This is a genomic window from Sphingobacteriales bacterium (genome assembly GCA_016711285.1).
Lineage (GTDB): Bacteria > Bacteroidota > Bacteroidia > Chitinophagales > UBA2359 > JADJTG01.
The window spans coordinates 307,027-327,780 of record JADJTG010000013.1; the positions used below are offsets into that span (position 1 = coordinate 307,027).

General features: G+C 41.2%; 19 protein-coding genes. 2 read left to right on the forward strand and 17 right to left on the reverse strand.

All coding sequences use genetic code 11. From position 1 onward, the window contains the following. Positions 1-117: 117 nt before the first annotated feature. Positions 118-2,607 carry a hypothetical protein gene (locus IPL35_10690; GenBank protein ID MBK8443834.1) on the reverse strand — a complete coding sequence of 830 codons (2,490 nt, stop codon included), beginning with the start codon at positions 2,605-2,607 and terminating at the stop codon, positions 118-120. A gap of 172 nt (positions 2,608-2,779) precedes the next feature. On the opposite strand from IPL35_10690, the gene mutY reads away from it, so the two are divergent. Beyond that, entirely contained in the window at positions 2,780-3,850 is a 1,071-nt protein-coding gene (gene mutY / locus IPL35_10695) for an A/G-specific adenine glycosylase (GenBank protein MBK8443835.1), read from the forward strand. Between the two features lie 84 nt (positions 3,851-3,934). Here the strand turns inward: mutY and IPL35_10700 are convergent, their stop codons facing one another. From IPL35_10700 to IPL35_10710, 3 genes are all read right to left on the reverse strand, one after another. Then, complete coding sequence (locus IPL35_10700; GenBank protein MBK8443836.1) at positions 3,935-4,576, reverse strand: DUF4294 domain-containing protein; 642 nt, start codon at positions 4,574-4,576, stop codon at positions 3,935-3,937. A 109-nt stretch (positions 4,577-4,685) separates the two neighbouring features. Further along, positions 4,686-5,396 (reverse strand): hypothetical protein, encoded by a 711-nt coding sequence (locus tag IPL35_10705; GenBank protein ID MBK8443837.1) that lies wholly within the window; start codon positions 5,394-5,396, stop codon positions 4,686-4,688. Between the two features lie 142 nt (positions 5,397-5,538). Further along, positions 5,539-5,976: a DUF5606 domain-containing protein gene (locus IPL35_10710; GenBank protein ID MBK8443838.1), complete on the reverse strand. Its 438-nt coding sequence runs from the start codon at positions 5,974-5,976 to the stop codon at positions 5,539-5,541. A 172-nt stretch (positions 5,977-6,148) separates the two neighbouring features. On the opposite strand from IPL35_10710, the gene IPL35_10715 reads away from it, so the two are divergent. After that, entirely contained in the window at positions 6,149-6,775 is a 627-nt protein-coding gene (locus IPL35_10715) for a histidine phosphatase family protein (protein MBK8443839.1), read from the forward strand. Between the two features lie 65 nt (positions 6,776-6,840). Here the strand turns inward: IPL35_10715 and IPL35_10720 are convergent, their stop codons facing one another. The 13 genes from IPL35_10720 to IPL35_10780 form a co-directional block, all read right to left on the reverse strand. Continuing rightward, on the reverse strand, positions 6,841-7,512 hold the full coding sequence (locus IPL35_10720; protein MBK8443840.1) for a hypothetical protein: 672 nt from the start codon (positions 7,510-7,512) through the stop codon (positions 6,841-6,843). Positions 7,513-7,999: 487 nt separating this feature from the next. After that, the gene (locus IPL35_10725) at positions 8,000-9,046 is read right to left on the reverse strand and encodes a fatty acid desaturase (GenBank protein MBK8443841.1); all 1,047 of its coding nucleotides are present in this window, start codon (positions 9,044-9,046) and stop codon (positions 8,000-8,002) included. Between the two features lie 148 nt (positions 9,047-9,194). Then, entirely contained in the window at positions 9,195-10,211 is a 1,017-nt protein-coding gene (locus IPL35_10730; protein ID MBK8443842.1) for a rhomboid family intramembrane serine protease, read from the reverse strand. A gap of 88 nt (positions 10,212-10,299) precedes the next feature. Beyond that, positions 10,300-11,940 carry an NAD+ synthase gene (locus IPL35_10735; protein ID MBK8443843.1) on the reverse strand — a complete coding sequence of 547 codons (1,641 nt, stop codon included), beginning with the start codon at positions 11,938-11,940 and terminating at the stop codon, positions 10,300-10,302. A gap of 142 nt (positions 11,941-12,082) precedes the next feature. Further along, positions 12,083-12,244 (reverse strand): hypothetical protein, encoded by a 162-nt coding sequence (locus IPL35_10740; GenBank protein MBK8443844.1) that lies wholly within the window; start codon positions 12,242-12,244, stop codon positions 12,083-12,085. A gap of 262 nt (positions 12,245-12,506) precedes the next feature. Further along, a complete protein-coding gene (locus tag IPL35_10745) occupies positions 12,507-13,250 on the reverse strand; it encodes a class I SAM-dependent methyltransferase (protein ID MBK8443845.1) in 744 nt (247 codons plus the stop codon). Next, complete coding sequence (gene serS, locus IPL35_10750) at positions 13,250-14,524, reverse strand: serine--tRNA ligase (GenBank protein MBK8443846.1); 1,275 nt, start codon at positions 14,522-14,524, stop codon at positions 13,250-13,252. The genes IPL35_10745 and serS overlap by 1 nt, the downstream gene beginning before the upstream one ends. A 144-nt stretch (positions 14,525-14,668) precedes the next feature. Continuing rightward, positions 14,669-16,492 carry an ATPase gene (locus tag IPL35_10755; protein ID MBK8443847.1) on the reverse strand — a complete coding sequence of 608 codons (1,824 nt, stop codon included), beginning with the start codon at positions 16,490-16,492 and terminating at the stop codon, positions 14,669-14,671. An 84-nt stretch (positions 16,493-16,576) separates the two neighbouring features. Then, entirely contained in the window at positions 16,577-17,014 is a 438-nt protein-coding gene (gene tsaE / locus IPL35_10760; GenBank protein ID MBK8443848.1) for a tRNA (adenosine(37)-N6)-threonylcarbamoyltransferase complex ATPase subunit type 1 TsaE, read from the reverse strand. Between the two features lie 35 nt (positions 17,015-17,049). Further along, positions 17,050-18,339: a tyrosine--tRNA ligase gene (locus tag IPL35_10765; protein MBK8443849.1), complete on the reverse strand. Its 1,290-nt coding sequence runs from the start codon at positions 18,337-18,339 to the stop codon at positions 17,050-17,052. A gap of 171 nt (positions 18,340-18,510) precedes the next feature. Continuing rightward, positions 18,511-18,957 (reverse strand): SPOR domain-containing protein, encoded by a 447-nt coding sequence (locus IPL35_10770; protein ID MBK8443850.1) that lies wholly within the window; start codon positions 18,955-18,957, stop codon positions 18,511-18,513. Then, on the reverse strand, positions 18,954-19,619 hold the full coding sequence (deoC, locus tag IPL35_10775; protein ID MBK8443851.1) for a deoxyribose-phosphate aldolase: 666 nt from the start codon (positions 19,617-19,619) through the stop codon (positions 18,954-18,956). Before deoC ends, IPL35_10770 begins: the two co-directional genes overlap by 4 nt. A gap of 252 nt (positions 19,620-19,871) precedes the next feature. Then, a complete protein-coding gene (locus IPL35_10780; GenBank protein ID MBK8443852.1) occupies positions 19,872-20,594 on the reverse strand; it encodes a YebC/PmpR family DNA-binding transcriptional regulator in 723 nt (240 codons plus the stop codon). Between the last annotated feature and the right edge of the window lie 160 nt (positions 20,595-20,754).

Consider the following 20,754-nt stretch of genomic DNA (forward strand, 5'->3'; position numbering starts at 1 on the left):
TAATTACAGCCATTTTTATACAAAAGGGCATTGCAAAAGTACGACATAAAAACGGATTTTATTATTTTGAGGTTTGTACAAAGTTAAAAAATCAATGTTCAGCCTGTAAAAATATCATTAAACGCGCTTGCGTGGGGTGCGTGTAAATTGTTGAAGTTGTTGATAATCTACATAATAAATTATTTTTAGAGACAGCGAATTGGCTTGCGGCTCGCGGAAAAGTGTTTCCATGTTTTTGGAAAAATTGAGGTCGTTGTAAAGTTCGCCGGATTTTGAGGTGAGTATGGCGTTTTTCCAGGTAATGTTAATATCGCTGCCCGGGGCAAATCGCCAAGTATAAACCAAATCAATATTAAAAGCATTAAAATTGACGTTGTGCAGAGAATAGCCTTTATTGTCAAAATCGGCATAAGTACTCGGATATAATAAACCGTCATTTTCGCCTAACAGAAAAAAACGGCGATATTCGGCATCTGACCAATAATGGCGCAAACGAAAATCAAGCCCCATGCGATTGGTAAATAAATAAGCCGCCGTAATTGATTGTTCGTAAGTAACTACATCGCGCTCGGCAATGATAACCTGTGTGTTGCCTGCATCATCGCTGATATGGTCGGCAAATCCTTTGTCTTGTAAATAATTGTTGTTTTGTAAAGCATATACCAACAACAACTTGTCATTAACCCTGAAACGCGGTGCTATATTCCAGTGTATATTGTGGCGGCGGCTGTCGGTTTCGTAAAAATGGCGATATTCCCACCAAGCATCAAAAGCAAAGCGTTTGCGGTAATCGCTCGAAACCCAGTTGCCGATGGTGAAATTTTTTGGATAAGTGTAAAAACGCCCTTCCAAGCGCGGCTCGAAAAAATCGTAAGTAACAAAAGGCTCTGCACCTATCCAAGTGCCGTTGGCAAAGAAATTTTTCCAAAACCAGTTTGATTCGAAGTTGATGCCGAAATTCTGAAAGCGATTGGGGGCATAAAGGCGCGAATAAGAAATGTTGAGATTATTGTACATTTCGTTGAAACGCCAAAATGCCTTGTATAAATTTTGTTTGAGATTCAAAGAAACAGTGCGCTCGTTGTTGTTGTACAAAAACCCTAAATCGTTAGGGTCGTAGCTGTTGCTCTCTTCGTTGTAGGCAATGCCGTAGTTCCATTTGCCGCCTATTTTGGCTATATGTGTAAAGTAAGTATGCCCTAATTCGGTGGCATCGTTGAAGTATTTTTGCGACAAAGCTCCACTGCCGCGTATTTGTAGATTTCCTTTTTTGTTTTGAAATTGAAACTCTGTGCCGCTTACGTTGGCATCGTAAAAATGACTGCTGCTGCGCCATACGTTGGTGTTGATAAATGAAAGGTAAGAATTGTGCTTAAATGCTTGATCAAATACCAATACATTGTAGTTGGCGAGCGGGTTGGTGGCAATACTGCGCTTTTTTTGCGTATCGTTGTTGATAATAACGGCTTCGGTGGCTTGTGTGACAGCATTAAAAACGCCTATACCCAAATTTTTAGTCGTGCGCCCCGAAATTTTGCTCGCATTGAGCAATTTAACTTCTTTGGGATTTTCAATAATATCTTCATTGCTCTGTAATTCGTCTGCTACTTCGTGGTAGCGCAAAGGAGTGCCGCCCACTCGCCGCGAGTAAAATAGGCCTGCTTTATTGAATAGCTCTGTGCCTTCGGTGAAAAAAGGGCGATTTTCGTTGAAACGCACTTCAAAAGGCGACAAATTGAGTATCTGATTGTCGGAGCGTACTTGTCCGAAATCGGGCACTAAGGTCATATCTAACGTAAAAGCATCGTTAATGCCGTATTTTAAATCCATACCGCCATTGATATTGGTTTTTTGGCTGTTGTCGGCTTCGTTGTTGAAATAAGTGAGTGCTATGTATGGCGTAAGCGACAAACGCAGCGGCGTTTTTATGTTTTCAATGCCTGTGAGCCAACCTGCCTGATTGAAAAAACCGTTGACTTCAGGATTCAGCTCGCTCCACCAGCTTTGCTCCCGCAAGCGGCGTATGTTGCGGGTAAAGTTGATATTCCAGGTTTGTTGGTTCTTTTTAGGAAACCGCAATGCCGAAAAAGGAAGCCGAAACTCTGCCGTCCAGCCGTTTTTATCAACTTTTACGGCACTTTCCCACACAGCGTCCCAAGAATTGTCCTCACCAGTGGCGGCATATTTGGTATCAAATTGTACGCCGGCAGCTGTAACAATAAAACCAAATCCGTTGATATTATCCTGAAACGCATCAATTGTTACTCCAAACCAATCACTGTTGCCTACATCATCGCGCTTGGAAAGCATGGTGAGTACGCTGTCGGGAGCTGTATCGTAGAGCCAAGCACCGATATATACAGCTTCGTTATCAAATAATACTTTTACAACGCTGCGTTGAGCGGGTTGTGTGCCGGGTTTCGGCGAGCGAACGATAAAGTCTGTAGCTTCAGGTGCCTGTTGCCACTCGGTTTCATTTAATGTTCCGTCTATTTTTATCAAATTTGCAATTCTGTGCGCATTTACTTGTTTTTTATCCGCCTGCGCCATCGTTGGGTGGCAATTATAAGTAAATATAAAAAAAATGATAATATAACGGCAAAACATGTACTAAAAAGGATTGTTTATACAAAAATATAGGTCTAATGTGTATAATAAGCAATGATAAAGTTAAAATAGGTTAATGAGCGATAATAATATCTTGTAAAGGTAGTTTTTTGGGATAAAAAATCAACATTTTCAATGTTTTCGGTATTTAAAATATATTTATTTAATGTCAATGAGAGTAAATGATTCAGACGAAAAAGAACAGTTTTTTTCGCGGCAACTTTTGCAATGGCATACCCGACACAACGACCGCCAAATGCCTTGGAAAGGAATTAAAGACCCTTATAAAATTTGGCTGTCGGAAATAATTTTGCAACAAACACGTGTAGAACAGGGACTGCCTTATTACGAAAAAATCATCGCTGCCTACCCCACTGTACACGATTTGGCAGCAGCCCCCGATGATGCGGTGATGCACTTATGGCAGGGTTTGGGTTATTATAGTCGTGCTCGCAATATGTTGGCGGCGGCACGCTATATCAGTGACAACTGTGGCGGTTTTTTTCCTGATAATTACAATGCTATTGCCCAACTCAAAGGTGTCGGCTCTTATACCGCTGCCGCTATTGCTTCTTTTGCTTTCAATTTGCCGCATGCCGTTGTCGATGGTAATGTATATCGGGTGCTTTCGCGGTATTTTGGCATTGATATACCCACCGACAGCACGGCGGGCAAAAAATATTTTTCTGCGCTGGCAAACCGCCTCTTGCCACCCGAACAGGCAGCAACATACAATCAGGCAATTATGGATTTTGGAGCTACGCAATGCACACCTCAACATCCGAATTGTATGTTTTGTCCTGTTGGAGCATCTTGCAGTGCCTTGCACCAAAACAACATAGACCGCTATCCGGTGAAGGAAAAAAAACTGCAAAAAAAAATGCGCTATTTTTGTTTTTGGGTATTGCGGCAGGGAGACACACTGTGGATAGAAAAACGCATTGCTGCCGATATTTGGAAAGATTTGTACCAGTTTCCGTTGTCGGAGGCGGCTGCAACTTGGGAGGCTGCCGCTATTGCCAAGCATAGCAGCTTTCCGGTAGCTGATATATCCGAAATTTATCGCCAAACGCTCACCCACCGCGAAATAGCGGCGCGTTTTGTGCAGGTAGCCGCCGCCGACCCTTTGCAAGTGGCACAAATGTACCCACAGGCGCAGGCGGTTTCTATTACAGCATTGAAAAATTTTGCTTTTCCGAAAATTATTGTGGAATATTGTAAGGCGCAGGGCTGGATAGATTAAAATGAGCCGCCTATAATAAAAAAGGTCGCAGGTTTATTGACACCCACGACCTTTTTTATCATTTTTTATACTACAAAAAAAACTTTATATCAACTTTTCGTCTTTTAAATCTCGCAATACGCGCTCCAGCATGCGATTTTCGTCGGGATTATAAGGTGTGTCAAATTTGTAGCCGTAGCGTTTGCCGATTACTTCGTAAAACCAAACCGAAACACCGCTTTTATAATCTTTTAAGATACTTTCAAAAGTACGGTCGCTGTCGCGCTCTACCAAGTCTATCAGTACCTTGCCCTGGCTGACCGTTAAGTTTTTTAGTTCATCTCTGAATTTACCTTTCAATTCTTTTTCTAATTTATTTACATACTGATTGCGCTTGCGTTTTTTGTCCATTGTAGCCGTAGTATCTTCAATTTGTTTCATCAACGCATTTATTTTTGTGGCATAAGGATATACTTTCATCACATTGCGGCGCATTTTTTGGTACAAAGCGCGTTCTTCGGCGGTATTGATGGCATCTTCGGTGATTACTACTTCTGAGAGCAAAAAACTCGGAATGGAATCTGCGCCCACTTTTCCGGCACGCGACTTGTCGCGTTTGAGCATTTCGGACAAAGTGAGTTCTTCGTCTTCATCGGTCGTTTGTGCCTGCACATAAGCCGGAACAATTGCACACAAAGCACACAAGAGCGCGAAGCAATAAAATATTTTTTTTATGGAGGTCGTCATTTATCGTTTTTATATAAAAAATAAGGTATCTTAGAAAATGCTTATTGGTTTGGGCATAACGAAATATAAGACTACACCATTATATATTTGTTTAAAAATATTTTTTGCATTATTTCAAGAATGCTTGTGTGAAATTGTCGGTAATTTCGGTGGCGAGTTCTAATTGTTCGGGAGTTTCGCTGTGTGTAAAAGTTTGCTCGCGTAAATAAATAGTGTCGTTGCTGTTATAAAGCAAACGGTTGGCATCAAACTGAATGGTTACGTTTTTGGTGGTTGAGTTGCTGAATTGCAGGTCTTTTTCCAGCTCCACGACTCTGTACAGCGCATCGGTGCCCGTATGATAACTGAAGGCATAACGCGGCACTGCTTGGGTGGTGTCGTAGTCGCTGCGCCCTTCGAGTTGTACGAATTTATATTTTGTTGCCCAGCCCCAGTGCGTATTTTGCGATACACTCAAAGGGTGGTCAATGGCGAAAGTGGCAGGGTCGGAGGCATTAGTGGCTGCATCTAAGCCCAATCCGAAGCGCACTGCTTTGTATTCGCCGGCAGGTACTTTGAGGCGCAAGGTGTCGGGACTGCTCAGGTCGTACAATATTACATCTTTGAGCGCAACTGCTTCGTTGTTGTTGTTAATAAGCGCGATATTGGACAGATAAAACTGAAATAAAGAAAACTTTAAACGCTCGCCATACACTGTTTCAAATTCATCGGTAAAATTTAAAGGCTTGTTGTTAATCAAAGCCTGCCATTGCAATTGCAAATTATAATCTACTTCGGTTGTGTCGTCATCATCTTTACACGCCACAAAAAAAACACTCAACAAGAGTACGAATGCTGCAATTTTATTGGGGAAAAGCCGAAACATAAAAAAAAGATATAAATGAGATAAAAATAAACAGGATTATGGCATAGAAAAATCCCATTTTACCCAACAGTATTGTATAAAGAAAAGTTGCAAATTTTTATTTAGATTCTTCTTCTGTTATTTCGGTTGTATCAATAGCTTCCGGCTCAGGGTCGCTCAAATCTATTTGATGTTTTTGAACGCTATTGTACCATTTTATCAATTTTTTAATATCGCTTGTGTAAACTTTCTCTCTGTCGTGGTCGGGTAGTGCCATAATCATAAAGTCGCGCAACTCGGCAGGGCTGGCGTTGGAGGCAGGCAGCACGAGCGACAACTCCGAAATTTGGCGCATCACCTGACGCAAAGGCACAGTGCCGCCATCTTGTGTATAGATAGCTACACTTTCTAAAGCAGAAAAACTATTTAAGCGTTGAGGGACAAACGTAGTTTTATTATCTTCCAAAGAGCGCAATACCAAACCGTCTTTGCGCGTTCCTTTTAATTCAAACAGACCTGATTGCCCTGTAACAGCGATGATTTTTGAAAAATTCATGGTTTAAAAATAACTGTAAAATATAATAATTGAATGTTAATAGATATTAGGGCTGCAAATTTATATAAGTATTACAGATTTTTACTACTACACGCTGCAATATGTAAGTATCTGTTGAAAAGACTGTGAAAAAATTTGCTATTTTTGTTCTTTGTTACATTTTTATTATCTAATGCGTAAAGAATTATATATCGTGCGCCACGCTCAAACAGATTTTAACTTGCAGGGTATTGTGCAGGGCAGTGGTGTGGACAGCGACATCAATGATACCGGACAACAACAGGCGGCGGAATTTTATGAAAAATATAAAGATGAGGGTTTTGATGCCGTAGCTACTTCTTCGCTCAAACGCACCGCACAGTCGGTGGCGGGTTTTTTGGCAGCTGGTATTCCGCACCGACAGTATGCCCACCTCAACGAAATTTGCTGGGGTATTTATGAGGGCAAAGCTCCTACCGCCGATTGGCAGGCTGCCTACGAAAGTATGTCGGTGGCGTGGCGGGCAGGAAATACCCACATCGCGCCGCCGCAGGGCGAAAGCCCCGACTCCGTGTATCAACGCTTGGCAACGTGGCTGCTCGATGAACTGCCCCACATCGAAGGCGATAAAATTTTGGTGTGTACGCACGGGCGCACGTTGCGTATTTTTATGACGCTGCTGACAAATGCTCCTTTGGCACACATGGAACGTTTCGGGCACGCCAATTTAGGACTTTATAAAGTGATTTATACGCCGCAAAACTGCGATATTGTTGTCAGTAATGAAGTGCAACATTTAAAAAAGATCATTCCCGTATAAAAAAATAAAAGGCTGCCAAACAACTTGGCAGCCTTTTTTATCCATAAAATAAATTTTTTTTATTATTATTTGCTCGTAAAAGTAGCTGTGCAAGTATCGTCATTGCCGCTTGATACCGTGTACTCGATAGAGAAAGAGTTGGTGTTGGTAGCGGCAAAATGTGAAAAAACAGCCGTAGTAGTACCTGCAATCGTATATTGCGCACCATCATTTGCAGTTACAGTTTGGCTTGGAATAGTAAATTTATCATTGTTTGCTACTGCTTTTACATTTGCCTGAAAACCACCGAAGTTACTGATGATAAATTCATTGGCATTGGTAGAGGTCGTAATCGTAACATCTGCTGCATAATTGCCGGAAGCGCAAACATCATTTTGAGTATAGTTGCCGATATAGTTGGCAACAGGGAAAGAATCACATGTAGTGCCTGTCCAGCCATTATCGCACTCACAAGTACTAGTAGTGGTGTCGCAGTCGCCGTGTTCGCCGCAATCGGGGCAAGCCAATTGGCTGCAATCAGAGCCTGTATAGCCGGCCTCGCACTCACATTTTCCGGTTATAGCGTTGTAAGTACCGTGCTCAGAGTTACATTTTACGCTGCAATCCGAACCAAAATAGCCGGTTTTACAAATACAAGTACCATCTACGCAATCGGTGCTGTTTGCACCACAGTCGAGATTTTCGCAATTATCGGGGTCGCAAGCATTAAAGGAAATCAATGCAGCGAATACCATCATTAAAGCAAAAAGGGAGTTAATTTTGTTTTTGAACATCATTGTTAAAAAGAATTATATAATTTTTAATAGAAAAGTTGTAAAACTTTGTTGTTTTTCAATGCGGCTGCAAAGATAAGACTTCTTACGCAGTATATAGTTTAAAAAAATATCCACATTTTTTAAACTATTGTGATAAATAACGTAAAATAATTTCAAACGTTGCTTGTGGAATTGAGATATATTGGGTATGTAATAAAAAATGTTGATATAATATGCACCGTATAATTTTTAGCTGTAAGGAACGCTGACTCAAACAGCCCATTGGAAATTAGAAGATGGTGATGCAGGATTATATGTGAAATAGCTGCTACTTCTCATATTACTCAACTATACGGGTGGATTTTGTTGTGTAATGTAAGGGTTGAATTTAATGACAACTATAGAGACGGTTGTGATAATTATTTTGTAAAAAAATAAAACCCCATTTTTTCTACTCTATCTGCAATTTTTATAATTTTTTTAGCTCTCTGAAAGAAATCATTTGATAATTTTCTTCGTCCCAAAGTGCGTAAAATGCATATTTGATACTACTTAATAAAGTGATAGTAGTCGTATATTTTTGAAATATTGGATTTTCTTTACTGCATTTTTCCAATTTATAAAAAGGAACTTTAGGGGACAGATGATGAATGTGGTGGTAGCCTATATTTCCGGTGAAAAAATTGAATATTTTTGGTAATTTATAATACGAACTACCTTTAATTGCAGCTAAAAGAAATTTCCAGTCTTTTTTCCACGTTTTGTAATTTGGATCGTGTTGGTGCTGCACATAAAAAAACCAAACAGCAGTGGAGGAGAAAGTCATTAAAATAGGAATATACAAGGCGGCTAACTTTTTGAAACCATACCAAAAATCTAAATTTGGTAAGCCTAAAATTAATCCCAGAACAAGAAAAAACAGCAGCAAATAGAAATTGGTCTTTATAAGGGATTTTCTTTCTTTATCCCAGCCATTAAATTTTATTAAAGGTAATCTGTTATGGATAAAGATGTAATAAACAGGACCTATAATAAATAATACGGGTATTGACCTATAAATTCTGTATTTGAATTTTTCCCAAGCTGAAAGTTTTTTATATTCTCTCACTGTTAATAAGGTAATGTCGCCTATGGTTCTTGTATCCAATTGCCCCTGATGTGCATGGTGATGATTATGAGAGCGTGCCCAATATTTGTAAGGAATACAAGTCATAAAACTCATGATAAAACCGGTTCTGTCGTTTTTGGTTTTATCCGGAAAAAAGGATTGATGACCGCAATCGTGCTGAATGATAAAAATCCTGATTAAAAATAAACCAGCTAAAAAACAAATGCCAATTGCGCCCCATATATGAAATTCATATACAATGGCGGAGGCAATGAAAAGTAGTACAAATGGAAAAACGGTTTTCCATACTTCTCTTCTCGCCAGTTTTACTTCCGGAGTAGCGTAGGGTTTTATCAGTTCCTTCCAATTTTTAAGATCTTCTATTATATTGTCTTCTGTATTCTTCATTTTGAATGATTTTTTTAGAAGCTAAGATACAAATTATGCTATGGGCAGGGTGATAAAAATTTATAAGTCTTAAAAAAACAGCAAATTTGTAATGAAATAAATTGAATTTTATGGTGTTTTTAAGTGGATGTAAAGATTTTGAATGACTTCAATGGTCTTTGCTGTATTGTTGCAAAAAATCTTTTTCACTTGCACTCAAACTGTCGTAGCCGCTTTCCGATATTTTGTCTAAAATAGCATCAATGCGCTGTTGCGGCGACATAGACGAAGTGCCTGCGGGTATTTTGTTGTCATCGTTGCGTCCTCCGTTGATGCGTTGCAAAAATGTTTTTGAATTATTTGCTTGTTGCTCTGTGCTGTTTGTGGGCGATTGCTGAGGGGCTGTATTTTTGCCCTTATCCCAACGCCGATAGGAAATGTATGGTTTTTGGGGCGAAGCTGACTTTGGTTTGGATTGAAACAAGCCACGCAGCCGCTCAAAATAATTGTTGAAAGCCACCGACCAGTCATCGCCTTGCTGAAGGCGTTTGATATACAGAAATCCGTACAACACACCGCCCAAATGTGCAATGCTGCCGCCCGCGTTGTTGAGTTGCGCTATGCCTACAATATCCAATAACACAAAAAACAACATCAGATATTTAATGCGTACTTCTCCCAAAAATACCAACTGTATTGGATAATCGGGGCGCAAAGTAGCCGCCGCCATCGCTATCGCCATCACCGCCGCCGATGCTCCTATCATCATACCTCCATTGCCGCTTGCGAACAAAGGAACGGAATTGTACAGCAACATATACAACACTGCACCTGCAATGCCGCCCATAATATACAATGATAAAATGCGATGCTCGCCCAAAAATAAAACCAATATTCTGCCAAACCACATTAAACTGAGCATATTAAAAGCCAAATGCCACACGCCCGCGTGCATAAACATATAGCTGATAAGGCTCCAAGGCTGATAAAATAAAACTGATAAAGACGAAGGAAAAGCAAACTTATCGGATAGCCAATGATAGAAAGAAGTGTCTAAAAAAAATAACTGATTGAACAGCAAAATTACATTTAACAATACAAAAACCGCCACATTAATAATAATGAGTTGGTTAATGACATTGCCATAGCGAAACTGAGCGCGTATATCGTCGAAAATAGCAGACATAGACCTAAAAAACGGTTTTTAAAGTATAAATAACGCAATTTGTCGCTAAAAGTTATTGTCTTATAGTGTTCATAGCGTCATTTTATCCTTACGAAAAATATTTGGCAGCTATCGGAAAACGCCGCCCTACGCCAAATGCTTTGGAGGATACCCGCAAAATAGGGGCTACCTGATGACGTTTGTATTCATTGGTATTTACTAATTTCATCACTCGTTTTACCAAATCCTCTCCAAAACCCATTTCTATCAATTCTGATATACCTTGTCTTTTTTCAATGTATTGATACAAAATCCGGTCTAACACTGCATAATCTGGCAAAGAATCAGAGTCTTTTTGGTTGGGGCGCAATTCGGCAGAAGGGGCTTTTTGTAAAATATGTTGTGGCAATACCTGATTGAAATGTTCGTTGATGTATGCCGCCAACTGATAAATTTCAGATTTGTACACATCGCCCAGCACCGCCAAGCCGCCCGCCAAATCGCCGTAAAGGGTGCCGTAGCCTACGGCTGCCTCACTTTTGTTGGTGGTATTGAGCAAAATAGAACCATGTTTGTTGCTCAAAGCCATTAAAATAATTGCACGTACTCGTGCTTGTATATTTTCTTCGGTGACATCGGCGGCTTTATCTTCAAAATGCGGCTGCAATGTTTTTAAAAAAGCTGCAAAAGGCTCTTCAATGGGAATGATTTTGTGCGGACAACCTAAATTTTTTACCAACTCCAAAGAATCATTCACTGAATGTTCCGAAGAATAGCGCGAAGGCATCAGCACCGGCAATACGTTTTCAGCACCCAAAGCGTGTGCCGCCAGCACCAAGGTTATCGCAGAATCAACACCGCCCGACAATCCTAAAATTGCTTTTTTGAACCCTAATTTTTTAAAATAATCCTGAATGCCGCAAATGAGGGCTTTATAAATCAGTTCGTATTTTTCTTTGCGTTGGGTGCGCTCCGGCTGCGGATGATACAAATCTTCTAACTGATAAGTGCGTACCTCCTCGCTGAAATATGGCATTTCGTCATATACATCGCCGAAAGCCGTCATTGCTACCGAGCCGCCGTCAAAAATAAGTTCGGTTTGCGCCCCCACGCCGTTGCTGTAAAATATGGGAATGCGATAGCGGCGGGCATTTTCGCGCAGGGTATGAATGCGCTCCTGCGCCTGATTGTAATGAAAGGGAGATGCCGACAAATTGAGCATAAAATCGGGCGACTGGCTCATCATTTCGTCCATCGGACACATTGTATAAAGTGGATTGGCATTGCCCAAGTTCCATATATCTTCGCAAATCGTGATGGCGATGCGTTTGCCTCCGAAATTGACCACATGAAACTCCCGAGCCGGCTCAAAATAGCGGTATTCGTCAAAAATATCATAAGTGGGTAAAAGGGCTTTGTGCGCTACATGCAGCACTTGCCCGTTGTAAAGAAAATAAGCCGAATTGTACAGGTCTTTGCCGTTCAAGTCGGGATTGACAGTGGGTGCGCCTACGGCAATGGCTATGTCTTGCGAGGCAGCACACAAACGATATACGGCTTCGCGCGAACTGCGTATAAAATCGCTAAACTCCAGAAAATCGCGCGGAGGATAACCGCATACCGCCAATTCGCCAAACAAAATAATGTTTGCGCCTTGTTGCTTGGCTTCTTCTACGGCTCGCAACATTTTTTGAACATTTTGCTCAAAATTGCCAATATGATAGTTGAGTTGGGCTATTGCTATTTTCATATATTACAAAATGCAAAGAATAAAAATAAACCTTTGTACGTTTTTTTTGAGATTTTTAAAACATACAAAGGTAATATCTAATTGTCTTAATTTTGAGCAAATCTATACCGATAAAATCGCTTCTTTAACAGCGTATATACTGTTATTTTTTCAAGCGGCGACCGTTTTTTCTGAAATACTTTTTTCCGTCTTTGGGTAATAAACCCGAACGACTTTTGCCCGATACGGCAGGGATTCCTGTTTTTTCGTCAACTTTGGCTTTCTCTAATGCCGGACAACCGCCTTTTTTGCGACAAGACGGCATTGTTGCGCAAATGCTGAATAATAATAGCATCAATATGATTTTTTTGAACGACATATTTTGTCTAAGGGGGTTTTTTGTTTATAATTCGATGAACAGTGTGTGAATTTTGCTTAGATAACCGACAAAGCAGAAAGTTATATTTTATTTCAAATGTTTTGTTGTGCTTTTTTCTTTGATTATTGATAATGAAACTTCTGAAAGAACGAAATATAATGCCGCTTTATTTTTTTAATGTACTTCTAAAAAGCAATAAAAGAGTTTTTTAGGGCTTTACTACTATCAATAAATTGGGTGAAAAAAGCACATGACGGCTGCTATAACCGTGTGCAAACATCTGAATCCGTCTTTTGATATTTGTTACCCCGCGAATGAGGGTTGCCGCTACACTGCGCAAAAAACTCCCGTGTACCACCGCCGACGGCAAAAGGCGCACTTCCGAAAATCCCGCTGCCAACATCAACTGTTCGGCGGAGTTGCCGTTGAGCAAAGTTTCGTGCGTATAATCGCCGAAAGCATATACCGAAGCAAAGGGCGCATCTAAATTGGGTGTTCTGAAAATTGCGCTGCCCCCGACTTTCAGCGAATGGCGGATTTGCTGCAACAATGACAGAGCTTCGCTTTTTTCTAAGTGCTCTATTACATCAATACAAAAAATACAATCGTATAATTGTTTTTTTTCTGCTAAAAACTGTATCGCATCGGTGCACAGCACTTGGGATAAACCCAAAGATTGAGCCACTTGCACTTGCTCTGCACTAATGTCGATGCCCGAAAGTTGCGTGTAGCCGCGTTGCTGCAAAAACAGCAACAAAGAACCAAAGCCGCAGCCGATGTCTAAAATATATGCTTCTTGCTGCGAAGCAGGCAGCAAAGCCGCCAATTCAGCATTAAACTGACGCATATCATTAGCCAGCAATTGCTCCAAATCGCTATTGCCCTGATGCCGCGCTACCTGTGTGCGGTGATAATCTTCGTAGAGTTGTTGGCGGTAGTGTTGTTGCGACATTATCTAATCCAATCAAAACCGGTATAAGGCTGCAATGCTGCCGGAATACGAATGCCTTCGGGCGTTTGGTGATTTTCGAGCAATGCCGCCATAATGCGCGGCAACGCCAAGGCACTGCCGTTGAGCGTATGCACCAAGCGCGTTTTTTTGCTCTGAGCATCACGCAGACGGGCTTTGAGGCGGTTGCTTTGGAATGTTTCAAAATTAGAAACAGAACTTACCTCCAACCAGCGTTGCTGTGCTGCCGAAAATACTTCAAAATCATAAGTGAGTGCCGAAGCAAAACCCATATCGCCGCCGCACAAGTGCAAAATACGATAAGGTAATTCAAGAGCTTCTAATAAAGTTTCTACATGTGCCAGCATATCCTCCAATGTTTGATACGATTGGTCGGGGTGCGCAAATTGTACTATCTCTACTTTTTCAAACTGGTGTACGCGGTTCAGACCACGCACGTCTTTGCCGTAAGTACCCGCTTCACGGCGAAAACAAGGCGAATGTCCTGCCATTTTTACAGGCAAATCACTTTCATTAAAGATATGGTCGCGGTAAATGTTTGTAATGGGGACTTCGGCAGTGGGAATTAAATATAGATTGTCTTCCGTTACAAAATACATTTGCCCTTCTTTGTCCGGCAACTGCCCCGTGCCGTATGCCGATTGTTCGTTTACCATAAAAGGCGGCACTACTTCCAAATATCCGGCTTGCACGGCACGCTCCAAAAAGAAGGAAGCCAAGGCGCGTTGCAAACGTGCTCCTTTTCCCAAAAATACCGGAAATCCGGCTCCTGTGAGCTGCACACCTAATTCCATACTCACCAAATTGTACTGACTCATCAGCTCCCAGTGTGGTTTGGAGGCGGCGTGCAACTGCGGAATATTGCCCGCTTGCTTGCGCACTACATTATCTTCGGCAGATTTGCCCGCCGGTACAGAGGCGTGCGGCAAATTGGGTAATTGAAGCATTATTTTACGCAAATTCGCTTCTACTTTATCCATTGCCGCTTTTTCTTCCTGTTCTTGTTGTTTCAGGGTGGTGGTGCGTTGTTTCAGTATGTCGGCTTCGGCGGTTTTGCCCTGCTTCATCAGCATACCTATTTCTTTGGCAATGCTGTTGCTTTCGGCAAGAATGGTATCAAGGGTGCTTTGTGCTTTTTTGCGTTGCTCGTCTAATTCTAAGGCTTGGTCTATTAATTCGGGCTGGGGAAAATGTCGGAGTGCGAGCCGTTCTTTTGCCACAGCAACATTATTGCGAAGGGTTTGTAGTTCAAGCATATAATTTTATATCTTTTTTAATATATATTGCAACACATTGTATTTTATTTTTTTAAAAAAATATATTATTTACAGGGGTGTGCAAAAAAAACGTACAAAGTTACTATTTTTTTTAGTGCTGCATCTGCAACAAATAACGAAAAACTATGTGATATAAATATCTTCTTTGGGATAGCGGTATTTTAAGGTGCGTACTTTGAACCCACTTAACAAACCTACTAAAATGGTAAAAGCTCCTACCCTGCCGATGAACATAGTGGCAACAATGATTAATTTGCCCATATTGCTGAGTTGTGGGGTGATGCCCACCGACAAGCCTACCGTTCCATACGCCGAAAATGCCTCAAATGCCAGCGCAAAAGCATCTTTGTCCGGCTCAAAATAGCAGAGTGAGAAAATAGAAGAACCAATAATAATAAGCGAAAGGGAAATAACAGCAAAAGAACGCCGTATTGATTCGTCTGATATTTCGCGTCCGAATAGCTCAATGCGGTCTTTGCCGCGTACAATATTAATAATGTTGAGCGTACCCACAGCAAATGTCGTTACTTTGATACCGCCGCCTGTGCCGGCAGGTGCTGCCCCAACCCACATTAAAAATATGGTTATCAACAAAGAGGGCAACAACATATCGGCGATAGGCACTGAATTAAAGCCGGCGGTGCGCGGTGTTACCGCCATAAAAAAAGCGTTCACCACCTTGCCGAAGCCGCTATGTGGGGCGAGTACATTGTTGTATTCGGTGACGTAAAAGTATAATGTACCTAAAATCCATAAAGCAGATGACATCAGCAGTACCACACGAGCATGTAAAGGAATGATGCGGGCAGATATAATTTTGGGCTGATTGAGTAAGGGCGACAGCAGGTTTTTAATTTTGGTTTTGAGTAATTTATAAAAAACTATCAATATCGGAAATCCTAAACCTCCCAGCATAATTAATGCCATAATTGTAGCGTGTACCCAATAGTTGTAGCGAATACGAATATCATATAGCTGGTCGCTAAATAGCGCAAAACCCGCATTGCAAAAGGCAGAAATGGCATGAAACAAAGCGAAAAACATGCGCGAAGATGTATCACCTACTACATTTTCATCAATGTTGATATAAATTACTATTGCTCCCATCAACTCAATAAAAAAAGTAGCGGCGATAATTTTATATAAAGTCTGAAATACTTCGCCCAAGTGGTCGGCACTGATAAAGTCTTTGATGAGCATTTGGTTTTGCAGCGAGGAGGAGCGTGTGAAAAAATAACCAAAAAAAGATGTAATCGTCATTACACCCAAACCACCCAACTGAATAAAAAACAAAATAATTACCTGTCCGAAGCGTGTAAAATAATTGCCTGTGTCCAATACCCCCAAACCTGTTACACTTACAGCACTCGTGATGGTAAAAAGTGCATCTATCCAACCGATACCGGCGTGGGTGGCGGCGGGCATCATCAAAAATAAAGTACCCAACGTAATCAGCATCACAAAACTCAGCGTAAATAAAATGGCGGGATTGAGTTTGAGATGTACGACATCAAGGCTGCTGCGCGAAATTTCTACCAGAAAAACAATGAAAATTGTCCACCGCGCCCACGAAAGCGGCGTGAAAATACCGCCTGCAACAGAGGCATCGGCAGGATAATACAATAAAAAGAAACTCGCCAATGCCGTCAGTATCACCATCAGATATTCACCCCACAAGGCACGCCGCCGTATGTTGGCTAAAAGTGCCGCCCCTATCTGAAACAGCAAAGCCGCCGTAAAACCTACGATACAGACCAAATAAAAAAGGGAAATAAAATGCTGTGCGCTTGCCGAAGCGTAGTATCCGAATCCCAAATCATAAATGAGTACTAAAAAAGCGAGAATACTCGTGTATAGCAGCCATTTTCCGGTATTGCGAAAAACTTTCTTCTTACCAAAAGAATCACTGAATACGGTGAGCGTATCGTGTAGCCAAGATGTTGCCATAAGATTGCTTTATGTACAAAATAGGCGTACATAATGATGCAAATGTAAAAAGAGATTGTAAAATTTTTAAAAGACCTTATTTTTCTAATACAATAATTGAGCCACGACGGTGCGTGTAGTTTTGCCTGTTTTTTCGATTTTTATCGCTAAATAGGGTTTTTCCAAGTAAGACTCTGCTATTTGAGGCCATTCAATAAAAAAATAAGCTGCGGGGTGATGCTGCCAATAGTCATCAAAACCCAGTTCATCTAATTCCTCCACCCGATTGATACGGAATAAATCAAAATGAAGCACTTCTGTTCCGGTAGCATCGTTGTTGTATTCGTGTGCGATGGAATAAGTAGGGCTGCCGCCCGCCTCAATGCCTAATTGTCGGCAAAGGGCTTGTATCAAAGTTGTTTTTCCGGCTCCCATTTCGCCATAAAAAATAAAAGTGCGCTGCTCAGAAAAATACTGTAACAATGTCTGTGCAACGTGGTCTATTTCGCTGATGTCAAATGTTTTTTTTCCGAAATTACTCATGTTTTTTATAAAAAAATCAACTTTGCTGCACTTCTTTACCCTTCTACTATTACCAAAAATTTGTTTTTTCTACCGCGTTGTACTAAAATGTAGCGGTTTTTTAAAAAATCATTTTCCGATATCTGATATTCACTATCTATTTTTTTTAGGTTGATGCTCACTGAATTTTCTTGCAGCGCACGGCGGGCTTCGCCGCGCGATGATAGCAGTCCGGTGTGGTCGGCAAGAAAATCTACTATCGGAAGTAAAGTCCCAACAGCAGGGCGCGACAACTTAAAAACAGGTACCCCTTCGAATACTTCCATTATTTCGGTATCGCTGAGTTGTTGCAGTGTTTCGGTGGTGGCGTTGCCAAACAAAATATTTGATGTGAGGATAGCCTGTTGCAGTGCTTTTTCGCCATGTATCAATTTGGTTACTTCTTCGGCGGTGCGTTTTTGCAAAATACGCAAATGTGGTGCTTCGGCGTGTTGGGCTTCTAAACTTAATATTTCTTCTTGCGACAAAAATGTGAAAATGCGTATGAGTTTTTTGCTCTCTTCATCATCTGCATTTATCCAAAATTGATAAAATTTGTAAGGTGAAGTAAGGGCAGCATCGAGCCATACATTGCCGCCTTCCGATTTTCCGAATTTAGAACCGTCTGCTTTGGTGAGCAAAGGACAAGTGAGGGCGTGGGCTTCGCCGCCATACATACGGCGCACCAATTCTGTGCCGCTTACGATATTGCCCCATTGGTCAGAGCCACCGAGTTGCAGCCGGCAGTTGTGCTGCTTGTACAAATAAGCAAAATCGTAGCCTTGTATGAGCTGGTAAGAAAATTCGGTAAAAGAAATGCCCGTTTCCAAACGATTTTTTACGGAATCTTTCGTGAGCATATTCGGTACGGAAAAATGCTTGCCGATGTCGCGCAAAAAAGCGAATACGCTCATATCTTTGTAAAAATCGTAGTTGTTCACCATCAGCGCACCGTTTTGGGGGTCATCAAAATCAAATAATTTTGACAGGTGTTTTTTTAACCCTTCTACGTTGGCTTGCACTTTTTCTACGGTGAGCAGGTCGCGCTCCGCATTTTTTCCCGAAGGGTCGCCGATAAGTCCGGTAGCTCCGCCTACTAAAATAATAGGGCGATGACCGGCACGTTGTAAATGCAAGGACGACATACCTGCCGCCAAAGTGCCGATATGCGGTGAAGCCGCCGAAGGGTCAATGCCCCAATAACTCGTGATGCGTTGTTGGCGCAACAATTCTTCGGCTCCGGGCGTAATGCTGTGTATCATTCCGCGCCAGCGCAATTCTTCCACTAAATCAAAAATAGGTTTCATACCCTGAAAAAAATAACTTCTTTTTATTAAAAAGTGCGTGTTGAAAAAAATATATACTCGGCTTTCTGAATTTTTTTTACAAAAATGACACATTTTACCTTGTGCTTCCCTTGTTTGATGGAAACTCGCATCTATTTGATAGATGTGTGTGTCGTGCTCTGTGTTTTTCTTTTAATCTAATTCGCGCAAATTGATGCGGTCGCTGATGATGAAGGCTTTTTCAAAAAGCGGTTTGATGTCTTTGTATAATTGATATACTTCGTAGCGATTGGCAAAAGCACCTATCCGCAAGCGAAAATAAGGTTGCTCGTGTGTAATGAAAGTTGGAATACCGCTGCCAAAATTCTGCTGAAACTGTACTTTGGCTGCATATACTTCTTCGCGTTTATCCGATTGCAATAGCTGAATACGATAGCCTTTCAAACGTGGGTTGCGTTGATTCACCTGTTTGTATTTGTCGGTTAAAGCCGTGAGTGTGTAGTCGGCGTTGATGTTTAAATTGCCGTAGCCGATGGTGGCGGCGGTGCTTTGAGCAATGGCTGTGTGAAAATTGCCACACCCTATTGCCAACAGTAGTGTGGTCAGTACGCCGACAGACGAAAATTTGATGGTGTTCATAAGCTATCCACAATTTTAACACTTGACGAACTCCCCAAAGTATCTGCACCTGCTTTTAATAACTCAATAGCAAATTCGCGGGTTTTGATGCCGCCCGATGCTTTTATTTTGATGGAAGCGGGTAAATTCCGGCGTAATAGTTCAATAGTGGGTACATCTGCGCCCTTACTTGCGAAGCCGGTGGATGTTTTTACATAATCTACCTGCACCCGTGCCGCTATTTCGCACAGTTGAATAATTTGTGCTTCGTTGAGCATACCGCTTTCTATGATTACTTTTAATATAGCCCCCTGATGATGGCACAGTTGGGTAAGGTGATAGATTTCGTTTTCTACACTGTTCCAGCGTTCTTCCAATACATCGCCCACATTCACTACCATATCTATTTCTGTTGCTCCTTGTTCTAAGGCTTGTTGTGCCTCAAATACTTTGGCGGCAGTAGTGGTGTATCCGAAAGGAAACCCCACCACCGTACACAAACGGGTATGCGGGTGTTTTTCGAGGGTTTCTTTGGCGAGACTCACATAGGCGGGCGGTACTACTACCACCGCAAAATTATAATTCATCGCCTCTTTGCAAAGCCATTTTACATCATTGACACTCACACCTGCTTTGAGGGCGGTATGCTCTATTTTTGAGGCAAGTTCTTTATCTATAGCCATATTGTTGGATTATTGCGTGTTATTCTTTTTTTAAATAAGGGTACAAATTTACAAATTGTTCGTGTGTTGTAGGGCTTTTTTTTCCAACTTTGATAACTTTAAGCAAAAGCTAACCCTAAATTGACCGACCTAACTCTCAAAATCTCTGTTTGCTGTAAATGAAAAAAAGCAGACAACAAAAATTACATGTCGTCTGCTTTTTTCTTTTTATTCTAAAAATGTTATATCCACCTGTTTGAAAACAGATTGGGATTATTCGCTTTCATTATCTTTCATATTATGAAAAACGGCTTGTACATCTTCGTCATCTTCTAATTTGTCAATCAATTTTTCGATGTCGGGACGTTGTTCGTCGGTAATTTCTTTGTAGGTACTCGGCAAACGCTCTTTTTCGGAACTGATGACGGGTATGCCTAATTTTTCCAAAGCCTCCTGCATTGCTCCGAAATCATTAAATGCAACTTGTATATAAGTTTCACCTTCTTCTTCGGCGAGTTCTTCCAAGCCGGCATCAATGAGTTCTAATTCCAAATCCTCCAAATTTTTACCGCTGGGGTCTATGGTAAAAAATGCTTTGCGGTCAAACATATAATCTACCGAACCTGAATTGCCGAGTGCGCCGCCGCATTTGGAAAAAATAGTGCGCAAATTGGCAACGGTGCGTGTAGGATTGTCGGTGGCAGTTTCTATCACAAAAGCAATGCCGTAGGGACCATAGCCTTCATATACTACTTCCTGATAATCTTTTTCGTCTTTGGATAAGGCTCTTTTGATAGCACCTTCTACATTGGCTTTGGGCATGTTGCAGGCGCGGGCGTTTTGCATTGCCAAGCGCAGGCGGGCGTTGGTGTCGGGATTTGCTCCCGCCGATTTTACCGCGATAGCTATCTCTTTTCCGATGCGTGTAAATTGCACCGCCATTCTGCCCCAACGAGCCATTTTTCTTGCTTTTCTGTACTCAAATGCACGTCCCATATCTTAATTATATCAGTTTTTTTTGTTGTAAAAATAGTTTTTGCGGTTGCAAAGTTAAAAATTTTCATTTTTTTCCGCAAACACACCTTTGTCAAAAAAAATAATAACTACGATATATATTTTATCAAAATAAAAAAATACGGCTTTGGAGCGGCAATAT